Origin of the sequence: Actinoplanes sp. TBRC 11911, from assembly GCF_012933445.1 — a bacterium.
Taxonomy (GTDB): domain Bacteria; phylum Actinomycetota; class Actinomycetes; order Mycobacteriales; family Micromonosporaceae; genus Actinoplanes.
Map to the genome: position 1 here is coordinate 97,224 of NZ_JABBNC010000003.1, position 13,409 is coordinate 110,632.

The 13,409-nt window shown below is 69.9% G+C and carries 14 protein-coding genes and 1 tRNA gene; 10 read left to right on the plus strand and 5 right to left on the minus strand.

All coding sequences use genetic code 11. The annotated features are described in order from the left end of the window. Positions 1–90: 90 nt before the first annotated feature. A complete protein-coding gene (locus tag HH310_RS06215) occupies positions 91–771 on the minus strand; it encodes a TetR family transcriptional regulator (protein WP_248293773.1) in 681 nt (226 codons plus the stop codon). On the opposite strand from HH310_RS06215, the gene HH310_RS06220 reads away from it, so the two are divergent. Beyond that, on the plus strand, positions 755–1,591 hold the full coding sequence (locus tag HH310_RS06220) for an SDR family NAD(P)-dependent oxidoreductase (RefSeq protein WP_169174452.1): 837 nt from the start codon (positions 755–757) through the stop codon (positions 1,589–1,591). The two genes, HH310_RS06215 and HH310_RS06220, sit on opposite strands and share 17 nt — an antisense overlap. Here HH310_RS06220 and HH310_RS06225 read toward each other — a convergent pair. The 3 genes from HH310_RS06225 to orn form a co-directional block, all read right to left on the minus strand. Next, positions 1,536–2,366, minus strand: coding sequence for a hypothetical protein (locus HH310_RS06225; protein ID WP_169174453.1), 831 nt, complete (start codon positions 2,364–2,366; stop codon positions 1,536–1,538). The two genes, HH310_RS06220 and HH310_RS06225, sit on opposite strands and share 56 nt — an antisense overlap. 106 nt (positions 2,367–2,472) lie before the next feature. Continuing rightward, positions 2,473–2,548, minus strand: a tRNA-His gene (locus HH310_RS06230). A gap of 95 nt (positions 2,549–2,643) precedes the next feature. Next, the gene (gene orn, locus HH310_RS06235; protein ID WP_169174454.1) at positions 2,644–3,234 is read right to left on the minus strand and encodes an oligoribonuclease; all 591 of its coding nucleotides are present in this window, start codon (positions 3,232–3,234) and stop codon (positions 2,644–2,646) included. Positions 3,235–3,714: 480 nt separating this feature from the next. Here orn and HH310_RS06240 point away from each other — a divergent pair, with 480 nt between their 5' ends. The 4 genes from HH310_RS06240 (at position 3,715) to HH310_RS06255 (ending at position 8,136) form a co-directional block, all read left to right on the plus strand. Then, positions 3,715–4,719: a hypothetical protein gene (locus tag HH310_RS06240; RefSeq protein WP_169174455.1), complete on the plus strand. Its 1,005-nt coding sequence runs from the start codon at positions 3,715–3,717 to the stop codon at positions 4,717–4,719. A 1,470-nt stretch (positions 4,720–6,189) separates the two neighbouring features. Continuing rightward, positions 6,190–6,348, plus strand: a complete 159-nt coding sequence (locus HH310_RS06245) for a hypothetical protein (protein ID WP_169174456.1) — start codon at positions 6,190–6,192, stop codon at positions 6,346–6,348. 354 nt (positions 6,349–6,702) lie between these two features. After that, positions 6,703–7,458 carry a hypothetical protein gene (locus HH310_RS06250; protein WP_169174457.1) on the plus strand — a complete coding sequence of 252 codons (756 nt, stop codon included), beginning with the start codon at positions 6,703–6,705 and terminating at the stop codon, positions 7,456–7,458. 69 nt (positions 7,459–7,527) lie between these two features. Further along, positions 7,528–8,136 carry a hypothetical protein gene (locus HH310_RS06255; RefSeq protein WP_169174458.1) on the plus strand — a complete coding sequence of 203 codons (609 nt, stop codon included), beginning with the start codon at positions 7,528–7,530 and terminating at the stop codon, positions 8,134–8,136. Between the two features lie 115 nt (positions 8,137–8,251). On the opposite strand, the gene HH310_RS06260 is transcribed toward HH310_RS06255, so the two are convergent. Next, positions 8,252–9,913, minus strand: a complete 1,662-nt coding sequence (locus HH310_RS06260; RefSeq protein ID WP_169174459.1) for a copper resistance CopC/CopD family protein — start codon at positions 9,911–9,913, stop codon at positions 8,252–8,254. A gap of 92 nt (positions 9,914–10,005) precedes the next feature. On the opposite strand from HH310_RS06260, the gene HH310_RS06265 reads away from it, so the two are divergent. From HH310_RS06265 to bcp, 5 genes are all read left to right on the plus strand, one after another. Continuing rightward, positions 10,006–10,554 (plus strand): sigma-70 family RNA polymerase sigma factor, encoded by a 549-nt coding sequence (locus tag HH310_RS06265; protein WP_169174460.1) that lies wholly within the window; start codon positions 10,006–10,008, stop codon positions 10,552–10,554. Between the two features lie 86 nt (positions 10,555–10,640). Further along, the gene (locus HH310_RS06270) at positions 10,641–11,132 is read left to right on the plus strand and encodes a DoxX family protein (protein WP_169174722.1); all 492 of its coding nucleotides are present in this window, start codon (positions 10,641–10,643) and stop codon (positions 11,130–11,132) included. After that, a complete protein-coding gene (locus tag HH310_RS06275) occupies positions 11,129–11,875 on the plus strand; it encodes a thioredoxin domain-containing protein (protein WP_169174461.1) in 747 nt (248 codons plus the stop codon). The genes HH310_RS06270 and HH310_RS06275 overlap by 4 nt, the downstream gene beginning before the upstream one ends. A gap of 134 nt (positions 11,876–12,009) precedes the next feature. Next, positions 12,010–12,834, plus strand: coding sequence for a hypothetical protein (locus HH310_RS06280; protein WP_312033869.1), 825 nt, complete (start codon positions 12,010–12,012; stop codon positions 12,832–12,834). Further along, on the plus strand, positions 12,827–13,303 hold the full coding sequence (bcp, locus tag HH310_RS06285) for a thioredoxin-dependent thiol peroxidase (RefSeq protein WP_169174463.1): 477 nt from the start codon (positions 12,827–12,829) through the stop codon (positions 13,301–13,303). Before HH310_RS06280 ends, bcp begins: the two co-directional genes overlap by 8 nt. Positions 13,304–13,409 lie beyond the last annotated feature (106 nt).

Genomic DNA, 13,409 nt, shown 5'->3' on the forward strand with positions numbered 1-13,409 from the left:
TTGACGGACGGCGGGGACGTTAGTTCACTTGCGTCGGCAAACAAGGCGGTTTTCTACTTCGGACTCGACGGCCTCTGCCATGGGGCGTGATCAGGCGATCAGCCTGGCGACCGCTTCCATCACGGCGTCGCGCCGGTGCTCACGGTCGCCCATGTGGCCGGTCCGCGCGAACTCCGGATTCAACGTGTTCCACGAAGCGGCCATCGCCTGAATCAAGGTGAGCAATTCGCCGGGCGTGAACCTCGTCGTGACGAGCCCGTCGGCCTGCGCTCCGGCCAGCGCCGCGATCCGCGCCTCATTCGCCTCGATCACCGCGTTCAGGCCCGGACCGGTCGGCCTTTCCAGCCGGTACCAGATGGTCAGGCGCTGGCTGTCCGGGTTGTCGGCGAAATAATCGAACATCCTTCCCACGTACGCCGGGAGGTCGTGGGCGTTGAATTTGACAGCGTCGAGCGTGTCCCGGATCGACGCGGTGTAGACGATGTCGAACAGCTCGTCCTTGTTCCCGAAATACGCGTAGATCCGTTCCTTGCTGCTGGTGGCCCGCTCGGCCACGCGATCCATCCGTGCGCCGGCGATGCCGTGGGCGGCGAACTCGGCGGTGGCGGCGGCAAGAATGCGGCGTTTTGCGTCCTCGGGGTTGCGTGTGACCACGTGTTCTACGTTACCCAACCGTCCAGTTGGTTGATGGGCGGGCGTTCCGGAGGTGATACTCGGGCTGAACCAACCAACCGGTAGGTAGAGGAGCACACCGATGCGCACCTGGCTCATCACCGGCGCCTCCCGTGGTTTCGGCCGGGAGATCGCCATCGCCGCACTCGAAGCCGGCGACAACGTCGTGGCCACCGCCCGCCGCCCGGAACTGCTGGCCGACCTGGTCACGAAGTATGGCGAACGAACGTTCGCTTTTCCGCTGGACGTCACCGACCCGGCCTCCGCCGCGCAGGCCGTGCAGCGGACGGTGGACACCTTCGGCCGCCTCGACGTCGTGGTCAACAACGCGGGTTACACCAGCACGGGCGCGCTCGAGACCATGCCGATGGAGGACTTCCACGCGCAGATCGAGGCCAATTTCTTCGGCACCGTGTACGTGACGCGGGCCGCACTGCCGATTCTCCGGGCGCAGCGGTCCGGCCATTTCCTGCAGTTCTCCTCGGTCGGCGGCCGGGTCGGCGGCACCCCCGGAAACGGGGCGTACCAGAGCGCCAAGCACGCCGTGGAAGGGTTCTCCAAGGTGCTGCGAAACGAGGTCGGGCCGCTCGGCGTCAAGGTCACGATCGTGGAGCCCGGGGCTTTCCGCACCGACTATGGAAACGAGACCAACTTCCCGCCGGTCATTCCCGACTACGAGCAGACGGTGGGCCGGATGAACGAGTTCCGGCGCACCACGGCCGGCACCTGGGCCGGGGACCCGGCGCGGGCAGCCCGCATTCTGGTGGACGTCGTGAACAACCCGGAACCACCGTTGCAGTTGGTGCTGGGTGCGGCCGCGGTGGAAATGGTCGAGCGGGCGACCGAGGAACGGCTGGCCGAGCTCAGGAATTGGGCCGAGGTGAGCCGGGCGGCGGACTTCCCGGCCAGTTCCGAATAGCTTGCCCGACCGCGGGATCCAATTCGTCGAGCAGCTTCACGACCTCGTCGAAGCCGAGTTCCGGACCCCGCATGGCGCCCACCAGTCGCTGGAGTGCTTTCGCGCCGGCGGTTTCCCACAGGCGTTTCGCGAGGACCAGAAGGCCGAACTCGAACCACACATAGTTCGATCCGTCGCCCTCCAGACCCTTTTCCATGTGGGCCAGATCCCGTACGGGCCAATGGTCGTTCGGTGCCGACCAGGTGACCTCGAAAATGGTCGTCAGTCGCATGGTCTGCTCGGGCTCGACCTCGGTGACATAGCCGTGCAGGCCCAGGTTCGCGACGAGCTCGCCGAGCCAGAAACCGACCGGTCCGGGCGCCCACTCCCGATCGGTGAGGTGGGTCAACTCGTGGGCGACCAGCAGGTCCGCGAAGAGCCCGATGTCGATCGGGTTTCCGTAGACGTCGTGCAGCCGGCGCAGGCCGCCGCCCTCGACATGGCCGACGACGGTGCCGATCACCGCGTTCCAGAATGGTGCCGGTTGCTGGCCGACGACGATGCGGTCGGTTTCCACGTGCGGCATTCCGTACAGCGGGGTGGTCGCGACTTTGTCCCAGTCGTCCGGCCCGAGAACGAACAGCGGCGGCGTCTCCGGCAGGCCGACCACTCGATCGAGCCAGGCGATCGTCCGCGCGGCGCGCTCGGCCACCATGCGGGCGCGCTCCGCACCACCGGCGCTCGTGAACACCGGAAACGGGAACCCGGCTACCGGCGTGAGCCCCTGCACATCCATGCGGCGATCTTATGGTTCCGGGTGGGATCGTCCTATGTCCACGTTTATGGACGGGTCACGGCCTACCGAAAAGGCTCGGTCAGAGCCCTTTCGCCAACCCATGCAATGGGGTGATCGACGGGATTCGAACCCGCGACCCCCGGGACCACAACCCGGTGCTCTACCAACTGAGCTACGACCACCATGCGCACCTCAGGGGAACCCCGTGGTGCCGAACAATCATAGCCGGACGCCTGGACCCCTCGTCGAGCGGGTTCGGTAGCGCGGCCGGGTGACTCTAGAGCTCGGCGGCGATCGCCTTCGCGGTCTCGACGTCCGGGCCGGGCAGCGGCACGAAGATCGTCCGCCGGTAGTACTCGAGCTCGCGGATGCTCTCCCGGATGTCGGCGAGCGCCCGGTGCGCGAGGCCCTTGGCCGGCTGCCCGAAATACACCCGGGGGTACCAGCGGCGGCAGAGCTCCTTGATCGACGAGACATCGATCATCCGGTAGTGAAGGAAATCATCGAGCGCGCGCATGTCACGGGCGAGAAAGCCCCGGTCGGTGGCGATCGAATTGCCGCAAAGAGGCGCTGTGCGGGGGTTTGGCACAAATTCCCGCACGTACGCCAAGACGGCCTCCTCGGCTTCCGCCATGGTGATCGTCGAGCGCCGCACCTCTTCGGTGAGCCCCGATTTGGCGTGCATGTCGCGAACCACCGGGGGCATCGCGTCGAGCGCCTCGTCGTCGGCATGAATGACCAGGTCGACGCCCTCGCCCAGCACGTTGAGCTCGGGATCGGTGACCAGGGCCGCGACCTCGATCAGCTTGTCCTTGCCGAGGTCAAGCCCGGTCATCTCACAGTCGATCCACACCAGAAGATCAGCCACGCCGACAGCCTACGCCCGCGCCCGGCGTGTTGCGTTCTCGTCCTTGGTCGCCGGTCGTGCGGCCCGTTCCCGCTTGCGGTGGGGTTTTGTCCGCTTTAGGGGGAGGAGGTCGCAGTTGTGCCTGAGTGGGGTTAAACTGGGCTTAACGGACGAAGCCCCCCTTCGGTTACTCCGTTCCCCCGGTAAAGGGCCCTCCGCGTCGGCAGCGCGGAGGGCCCTTTCGCGTACGGGGTGCGGCGGATCCGATGAGGCTGGCGCAGCCCGGTGCCTTGGTGCGGGCCGAGTGGCGGCTTGTTGTGGCCGATGACGGCTTACTGCGGGTCCGACGGGGGCGACGAACGCCGGCGGCGGATCGGTTCGGACGTGGGCGGGTGGATCTCCGGGATGAGCGGGAGGTCGCCCACGTTGGTTGTCCGGCGGCGGCGTTGGGCCGAGGCGAACAATTCGGCCGCCTCCTTCTGATAGCCGGAGAGGCTGGTCGTGGTGGTGGGCGGCGTCTTGGCGGCGGCTGCGACGGGCCCGGTCGTCTTGCTCGCCGTTCCGGTTTTGGCGGGCTTCGGCTTGGGCGCGCTCCCGGCCGGTTTTGCGGGGGTCGCCTTCGCCTTCGCCGCGTTCGCGGGAGTGGCCTTCGCCGCGTTCGTGGAGGCCGTCTTTGCCGCGCTCCCCGGCGTTGACTTCGTCGCGCTTGCGGGCGTGGCCCTCGTCGCGCTCGCGGAGGTGGCCTTCGCGGCCCTGGTCGGTGCGGCTTTTGCCGGGGTCGGTTTTGTCGGTGTCGGGGCTGCTGCCGTCGTCGACTTGGCCGGACCCGGCCTGGTTGACGTGGTTGCCGTTGCCGAGGTCGACCCGTCCGCAGGCAGCACGTCGGCCGCGGGTGTGGCACCTAGTGGTTCCGGCTTCGCCGGGGTCGCCTTCCGAGTCGGCGACGCGGCTGCAGAGACGCTCTTGGGCGACGTCGAGCGGGTGGGCGACGTGGTGGTGTCCGGAGTTGCCTTGGCGGCCGGCGCCTTGGACGTCGTCGCGGACCTGGTCGATGACTTCGCGGCCACCGAGGCCTTCTTGGCGGGGACCGCCTTCTCCGGGTCCTTGCCGGCGGACTTGGCGCGCGTCGTCTTCGGAGCCGCTGCTGTCGTTGGCTCGGACTTCGTGGCGGTCTTAGGCGTGGACTTTCTGGCGGCCTCTGGCTGGGGCTTTGCGGCCGTTCCTGGCTCGGGCTTCGCGGCCCTTGCCGCCACCGACTCCGCGGCCTTGCGCCATGCGGCCGGGGCGGGGCGTCCCGCGGCGAACGATGGCAGCTTGCCCGAGGATGCCGTCTCCAAGTTGCCTTCGACGCGAGCCTGCGCCTGGGCGAACAACCGGCCCGGTCGCTCGGGCCCCCGCGCCGAACCGGCTTCTTCCCCGGCGTCCAGCTCGACGGCTTCGGCCGTGTTGGTGGGCGTGTGCACTACCGCTGCTTCGCCGGTCTGGAACTCCGGCACCGGGCCGTGACGCTGCGCCGGGGCCTCGCTCGGCCGAAGTGACTCGGTGACCCGGGCCCCGTTGCCATGCTGCGCCTCGGACTGGGCCGGCCTGCCCGCTGCGACGACCTCGGACTGCGCCGACCTGCCCGCAGCGACGGTCTCGGACTGGGCCGGCCTACCCCCAACGACGGTCTCGGATTGCGCCGACCTGCTCCCAACGACGGTCTCGGACTGGGCCGGCCTGCTCGCGGCGACGCGCGGTGCCCGGCGGCTCTGGTCGTCGGCTCCGCTTCGGGCCTGCCCCTCTGCGGCTGCCCGCATGGTGGGGCTCTGCGGCTGCGATTCCGGGTCTTCGGCCGAGGCGGCGCCGTTCAGCGGTACGACCTCGGGGCTGAGACGCTCGCGGCGCGCCACGGACCGCATGGCCGCGGTGACCTCGGCCGGGGCCGGGGTGACGAGCGCCGGCGAGGAACTGACCGGACCCGGGGCATGTCCTCCCGGGGTGATCCCCGATACGCGGGGTGCGTGCGGGTGCGCTTCGGCCGTGGCCGGTTCACCGGCGGCGGTCGCGGCCGCCGGCTCGGGGCTCGTCGGCCGGTCCGGCGTGGAGGGCCGCGCCGGAGCCGGGACCACGGGACGCGTCGGCGCTGGCCGAGGCACTACGGGCCGAGGCGGCGCCGGAGCAGTGGAGCCGTCCTGTCCACTACCGGAGGCCGGGCGCGCCTGCCCGCCAGTCGAGGCCGGGCGCGCCGGTCCGGCGTTGGAAGTCGGGCGCGCCTGCCCACTAGCGGAAGCGGGCGGTGCCTCGGCGCCGGATTCGGCCCTGGGCCGCCTGGTTCCGGTGGAGCCTGTGCGCGTCGCCGCCGGAGCCGAAGCGCTCGCGTTCGGCGAGCTCTCGGAGAGGTCGGCGGTGGCGGCAAGGTCTCCACGCTCGGCTCCGTCGCTCAGCGCGGCGAGATCGGACGAGTCGGCCGGGCGAACCGAGGCCGCAGCAGAGGCAACCGCGGACTCCGCGGCGGAACCGGGTGCCGGCGCCCCTGCCCGAAGTCCAGATGCCGGCACGGCTCCGGCGGAGCCGGGTGCCGGGATGGCCGTCGCTGAGCTCGATGTCGGCACGGAGGCAGCTGCGGCTGGCGCGGCTGCAGCAGAGCCGGGCGCCAATGTGTCCGCTGCAGAGCCGGATGTCGGCGCGGAGTCAGCCGCGGCTGCGGCGGGCGCGGCTGCGGCGGGCGCGGCTGCGGCGGGCGCGGCTGCGGCGGGCGCGGCCGTAGCGGAGCCGGGTGCCGGCGCCGTGCGACGGCGGCGCGCGCCGCCGGACCCGGCGTCGGCACCCGTGGCTGGCCTGCCCCCACTGGCGGTTGGAGGTACGGCCGGCCGGAGGCCGGTCTGGGTAGCCGCGGGTGACTTACCCCCGGCGGCCGGGCTGATGCCGGTTTGCGGCGCCGAACCACGAGACGATGGGCCGCCCACCCGGGGCGAGTCCGCTCGGGTCAGGCCGGTGGCCATCCAGTCGGTGGCGTTGGGGCCGGTCACCACCGAGACGCGCTGGACCGCCAAGCGCGGGTCGCGCGTCACTTCGGAGGTGACCTCCGGCGTGGGCTCGGCCGCGACCACGTCGCCGCGGATGGCCCGGGCGTCGGCGGCACCCGCCGCATAGGCGGCCGCGACGGCGTCGACCGGCGGGATCTCGGAAGCCTCGGCCGAATGGCGGGCGGTGGGTGCGTCTGCCGGGGCATCGGGGGTGCGGCGCTTCGCGGCCTCGGCCATCCGGGCGGCCGCGCGGGCCTCGGTCTCGCGTGCTCGCTCCGGCGCTGTCTCGGCGACCCACGCTCCGACCGCGGCGGCCTGGAACATCGGGAGGTCGGCCGTCTCCGGTGCACGACGGCGGCCACCCCGCGACGGCTTGCCACCGAACAGCGGGTCATCACCGGCCGCGTCACCCAACGAGCCGGGGAAGCTGAGCGGCTCGCCCGGCCCCGACTCGGCATGCCGTGGCGAGCGCGCCAGGAAATTGGCGGCGGAAAGGCCGCCGGCCTCGGGCGAAATCGGCTCCACAGCAGGCACCAAAACGGGCCCAGCGGAGGTCATCGGAACAGGAGCCACGGAAGGCGCCGAAACAGGCCCGACGGGAGGCGTCGAAATCGGCACGGCCGAGGGTGCGAAAACACGCGCAACGGACGCCGGCGAAACCGGCGCAATCGATGGCGGCGAAACCGGCGCGGCATCCGAAGGCGTCGAAACCGGGCCACCCAAAGGCGTCGAAACCGGCACGTCCGAACGCTCCGAAACGGACGGAGCAGATGCGGCCGAAGGCGACGACCCAGGCTCAGCCGAAGGCGACGACCCAGGCCCGGCCGAAGGCGACGACCCAGGCCCGGCCGAAGACACCGGAACAGACTCACCCGCGGGCGACGAAGCGGGCTCAGCCGAAGACGATGAAGCTGGCGCAGCCAAAGGGGACAAAACAGACCCCGGCCGATCCCCGGACAACGCCGAAGCCGCCGGCGACACCACATCATCCGCAACAGCGCCGGACCCCGCACCGGCCCCGACCAGCGCCGGCGTCCGCACTGGCGGCCAGCTCAACCCCGCTGGCGAGATCGACGCCAGCGGAGGCGACGCGGGCAGCGCCGGCCGTGCCGCGTCCGCCAGCGTCTCGGGCCGGTGCGCCCCGACCACCCGAGACCCGGACTTCTTCACCGCGACCGGCAGCGGCGCGCCGATCTTCGCGACCAGGTCCTGCACGTGCTGCGGCTCGACCACGTAGATGACCTCGCGGCGGCGCGCCGGCCAGGCCAGCACGACCAGCCCGACCATCACCAGCAGCGTGCCCAGGGTGAGCAGGCCCCACGTGCTGGAGTTCAGCCAGCCGGGCCGCAGCTCGACCGACGTCGTCACGTGCAGCACGGGGCTCGCGGCGGGGCTCATCACGACCAGGCTGTACGGGCCGCCGCGCACCGATCCGGGCGACCAGGCGATGCTTCCGTCCACGTCGGTACGCGTCCAGAACGCGGCCTGCGCCGGGTACAGCACCGGCGGATGGGCGCCGGGCACCACCGTCGTGGTCACCGGCAACGCCCCGGTGCCGATGTCGACCGAGCCGACGGTGCTGTGCGGGACGCCGGACAGGTACGCGGCGACCGCGGCGCTCGGGCCGATGCCGACGAAGGCCGGCCCGTTCGCGGTCCGGGCCGTCAACCGCAGCTGCGTGTCGCCGATCCGGGTGAACGGTGCGTCCGAGCGCAGCAGCCGATCCACGTCCTGGACCACCACGGCGTACCCGGGGGTGGAAAGGTTTTGCAGTTCGCCGCTGAACGCGCCGCCCTGGTCGCGGTGCTGCAAGGCCACCCAGAGGGCGGCTCCGGCGACGAGCGCCGGCAAGCCGATGGTCAGCAGCAGCATCCCGAGAATCGTGCGGAACAACCGCATCTGTTTCTCCCCCTAGTCTCAGGCCATACTTTGTTGACCATACAGATCCAAATACCCCTAAAGTGGTCAAAACGCTGATAACAACGGCCCGGCCCTCATAAAGAGGACCGGGCCGAATAAAGCCGGAGAAGCTACTTGACCGTTGCCGTCATCGTCACCGTGGACTCGTCGATGTCCGAGGTACGGGCGGTGAACTTGAACGTCCAGTCGCCGGCCTGGGGCAGCGCGATGTCGCCGACCGCGTGGAAGTCGGTGAGGCGCAGCAGCGGGATCGCAATGGGCTCGATCCCCTTGGCCGGGAGCGCCGCCGTCCCGCTCCATTCCACGACGGTGAGCGGTTTGTTGTCCGGCGTGTAGGCGTACAGGTGCATGGAATTGTTGCCCACGGTGGCCGGGAAGATGTCCACCTGCAGCGCCATGTTCTGGCTGGTCAGGGTGCGTGAGACGGTGGTGTCGGTGGCGCTCTGCTCGGCGGCCTCGGCGGTGCGCGGCGGCGGGATCTGGACCAGCGCCGAGGTCACCCCGATGATCACCGCGGTGACCGCCAGCTCGGCGAACACCAGGCGGCGCAGACCTCCGGAGCGCCGTTCGGCCGTACGCTTCACCACCGAACGCCGGGAGAACCAGGCGACCCCGAGCACCGATCCGGCGAGCGCGACCTTCACCAGAATCAGCAGCCCGTACGTGCTGGTGAAGAACCCGGTCAGCGAGGACACCTCGATCAGCGCCTGCACGACGCCGGCCAGGATCAGCGCGGACACCGAGGTGGCCGCCCAGCGCGACCAGATCGGCAGGATCGCGCCCAGCTCACGCTCGTTGGCCTGACGCAGCAGGAACAGGCCCAGCATGATCAGGCCGCCCACCCAGATCGAGGCCGCGGCCAGGTGGATCGCGTCGACCACCACCGAGACGCCGGCCACCGGGGAGGCGGTCGGGTGCCCGGTCAGCGGCCAGGTGGCCAGCGCGCCGACGCCGAGCACGCCGAGCAGCGCCAGGTCGGTCTTGGACTCGTTGCCGTCGCCGCGCAGCAGCGTGCGGAGCAGGAACGCGGCCGCCGCGATCACGCCGAGCCGGACCAGCATGACCGCGCCGAATGTGCTGCCCAGCACGTCACGGAGGTCACCGAGGCGTACGTCCCAGAGCTTGGTGCCGAGTGTGTAGGGCACCTGCAGCCAGATGGCCACCAGCGTGCTGAAGATGATCAGGCCGACGCCGGTCCAGACCAGGCGGGCCGGGCCGCGGCGGCTGAGCCGGTGCGGCCAGAGCAGCGCGAGCACCAGGGCCGGGCCGATGAGCAGGATCAGGCCGGCGTACCCGAGGTATTTGCCGACCGGGATCAGCCCGCGGACCACCGGGTCGACCTTGGTGTCGTTCACGGTCGCGGTGGGCGGCGTGGACGCGGCCCCCACCGAGAAGGTGATCGTGCCGCCGACCGGGTGGCTGTCCGCCGAGACCACGCGATAACTGACCAGGTACGTGCCGCGCCCCCCACCCGACCGCAACGGAATCGTGACGGCCGAACCGTCGGAGGTCGGGTTACCGGCGTCGGCGCGCGAGCTGTCGGGCGCCAGCACCTGGATCTTGCCGGGGATGAGCTGGATGGATTCGCTGAAGGTGAGGGTCACCTTGTTGGGCGCGTCCGGCACGATCGTCCCGTTCGCCGGATCGCTCGCGACCAGCGCGGCGTGCGCGCTCGCCGGACCGGCCGGGCCGAAGAGCACGAACAACAGCCCTATCAGGGAGCCCCCGAGGGCCGCGAAGAGCCGGCGTCGATCAACCGTCATGGTGGTCATGCTGCCCGTTCTGCTGAGTGTTCCTCGACGGTGGGTAGTCGGCCGAAAGGCGGGGATGGTTCCCAGCACGCATCCGCGTACCATCTCCGTTCATGACCGTGGGTGACGATGGCCTGGACGAGACCACCGAGCTTGCCCTGGCGGCGGCCGAAGGCGACCCGATCGCGCAGTCGGCCTTCGTGAAGGCCACGCAAACGGACGTCTGGCGGTTCACCGCGGCCCTGGTGGACCCGGGCGTTGCCGACGATCTCACCCAGGAAACTTACCTAAGGGCGTTCCGGTCTTTAAGCGCCTTTGAGGGACGATCGAGCGTACGCACGTGGTTGCTCGGCATCGCGCGACGGACTTGCGCCGATCATCTGCGGGCCGTGATCCGCCGTCGCCGGCTGGACGCCCGGCTGGCCGCGCAGGCGTGGACCGATCTGCCGGCCCCCGACCCGGCGCACCGGTTGACCACCGCCGATCTGCTGAGCCGGTTGAGTGAGGACAGGCGTACGGCGTTCGTGCTCACTCAGGTCATGGGCCTGTCGTACGCCGAGGCGGCCGAGGTGGAAGAGGTACCGGTCGGCACGATCCGGTCGCGGGTGGCGCGGGCACGCGACGAGCTGGTGACCCTGGTCGCGGAGGCACAAGCCGTCTGACAGCCAGTCTCCAGGACTTACACAGGAACCCGCGCACAATGGAGGGGAACCGGCACCACCGCGGCACCGACTAAGTAGGCGTGACCATGGAAACGAGGCAGTCTGCCCGGGTGACGGCCGCTTGGCCGTGGATCTCGACAGTTGCCCGAATCGGACTCGCGGCGGTATTTCTCGTCGCGGGCGGGCTGAAAGTGACCGACCTCGCAGGCTCGGGGCGCGCCGTCAACGCGTACCGCCTCATGGATTTTGACACCGCACGTGTGATCGGCGCCATCCAGCCGTTCGTGGAGATCGCCATCGGCCTGCTTCTGCTGGTCGGGATCGCGGTGCGGCTCAGCGCGATCATCGGGGCGATCGTCATGGTGATCTACATCGCGGGCATCGCCTCGGTGTGGGCCCGTGGCCTGCAGATCGACTGCGGCTGTTTCAGCAAGGGCGGCTCGCTGGCCGCCGGGCAGAACACCCAGTACGGCTCGGACATCCTGCGCGACGTGGGGTTCCTGGTCCTCGCGTCCATAGTGCTGATCAAGCCGCGGACCCGGTTCTCACTTGATGGTGCTTTGTTGGGAGAACGATGAGCAAGACTGCCGCGCGTCAGCGCGCTAACGCTCGGCGGATAGTCGAGCAGCAAAAGGCCGCCGATCGACGCCGCCGGGTAACGCTCTGGACCACGGTGGCGGTCGTATTAGTGCTGGTGATCGCGGGACTGGTCGGCTGGAGCCAGTTCTCCAACCAGCAGAGCGACACGGCGGCGAAGCTGGTCACACCCAGCGTGGCGGTCGATCAGGGCACCGCGTTCAAGGTGGGGACCGGACCGGTGCAGGTGGATCTGTACGAGGACTTCCAGTGCCCGATCTGTAACGAGTTCGAGCACTCGACCGGGGCCACGGTGGCGCAGCTGGTCAGCCAGCACAAGATCACTGTCTTCTACCACCCGGTGTCGATCTTGGACCGTGAGTCGAACGGCACCGAGTACTCGACCCGGTCGGCCGGGGCCGCGGCCGCCGCCGCCGAGGGTGGCAAGTTCATCGAATACCACAACGCGCTCTACCAGAACCAGCCGGCGGAGGGCAGCGACGGTCTCACCAACGCGCAGCTGATCGACCTCGGCAAGACGGTGGGACTGGGCACCGCGTTCGCGAACGCCGTCAACAACAAGACATACGACGCGTGGGCCGCGAAGGCGACCGACACGTTCTCGGCCCGCGGATACAACGGCACCCCGACGATCCTGGTCGCCGGCAAGGTCGTGCAGGGTCCCAACCAGACGCTGCCCACGACCGCGGTCTTCACCCAGGCCGTGACCCAGGCCGGCGCGTGAGGCTCCTTCTGCTGGCGGGGGTCGTCGGTGCGATTGTCGCGCCGGCGACCCCCGCTTTCGCACACGGCGGGGACACGCCGTCGGCCACCGCGTATCGGACCGCGGTCACCGGGGTCACGCTGGACGGTGTGTCGGTGCGGGTGGTCGAGGCCGGAGCGCGGCTCGAACTGCGCAACACGACCGGGCACTCGGTCGAGATCCTCGGGTATTCCGGCGAGCCGTACCTCGATGTCCGCGCGGACGGGACCTGGCAGAACGTGAACTCGCCGGCGGCGTACATCAATGAAACGCTGAGCGGCGACACGTCCGTGCCCGCGTCCGCCGACCCGACCGCGCCGCCCGCCTGGCGCAAGATCTCCTCGGCGACCACCGTCCGCTGGCATGATCAGCGGACGCATTGGTTGTCGGCCGTTCCGCCCGTCGCCGCCGCCGACCCCTCGCAGAGTCATCGGTTGCGCGATTGGGAAGTGCCGTTGCGCGTGCAGACCTCGGCTTATTCGATCCGGGGGACGCTCGATTGGCTGCCCCCGCCGCGTACGTGGATGTGGTGGGTTGGCGCCCTTTTTGTCTTTGCTGTCGCTTTTTTTGCCTTTTTCCGGATATCGCCGCTGATTGTCGGTCTTGCTCCTCTTGCGTACGCCTTGACGCGCGCGCTGGACGGCGGCAGCACACCGATCGTGGTGGTCCTCGCGGGGGTGCTCGCGATCGCCGCCGCGTACTGGAATCCGCCCTTCTACGTCGCGCTTTCCGGAGCGGCGGTGGCCCTGTTCGGCGGCTTCGCGGAAGCCGGCGTGCTCGGCGCCGCGGTGGTCCCGCACGCCGGTCCCGGCTGGCTCGCGCGGGTCTTCGTCATCGTCGCGATCGGGGGCGGCGCGGCCATGGCATTGAGGGGCGTGTTGCGGCTCCGCGCTGCCCTCAACGACACAACAGTTGCGGGATATCGTCTGTCGCATGACTGACTCCGTTCGACTGTCCCCCGGCGACGCGGCCCCCGAGTTTTCGCTGCCCACCGACAATGGCGACCGGCTCACGCTGAAGGATCTGCGTGGCCGCAAGGTCGTGCTGTACGCCTACCCGGCCGCCATGACCCCCGGGTGCACCACCGAGGCCTGCGACTTCCGCGACAACCTGGGCTCGCTGCAGGCCGCCGGCTACGAGGTGGTCGGCATCTCCCCCGACAAGCCGGCCAAGCTGGCCGAGTTCCGCGAGCACGACGCGATCACGTTCCCCCTGGTCAGCGACGAGGACAAGAGCGTGCTGACCGCGTACGGGGCGTGGGGCGAAAAGCAGTCCTACGGCAAGACGGTCACGGGTGTCATCCGCTCCACCTTCGTGATCGACGAGGACGGCCAGATCGAGCGCGCGCTGTACAACGTGAAGGCGACCGGCCACGTGGCCAAGCTGCGCCGCGATCTGGGAATCGACTGAGCCGTTTCCACTCCTGAAGGCCGCTCCTCTGCCGATAGAACCGGCAGAGTCATCGCCACAGGTCCCGGTCCCACGGCGGCTGTCATGCGGCTCGATCCGCAAGGCG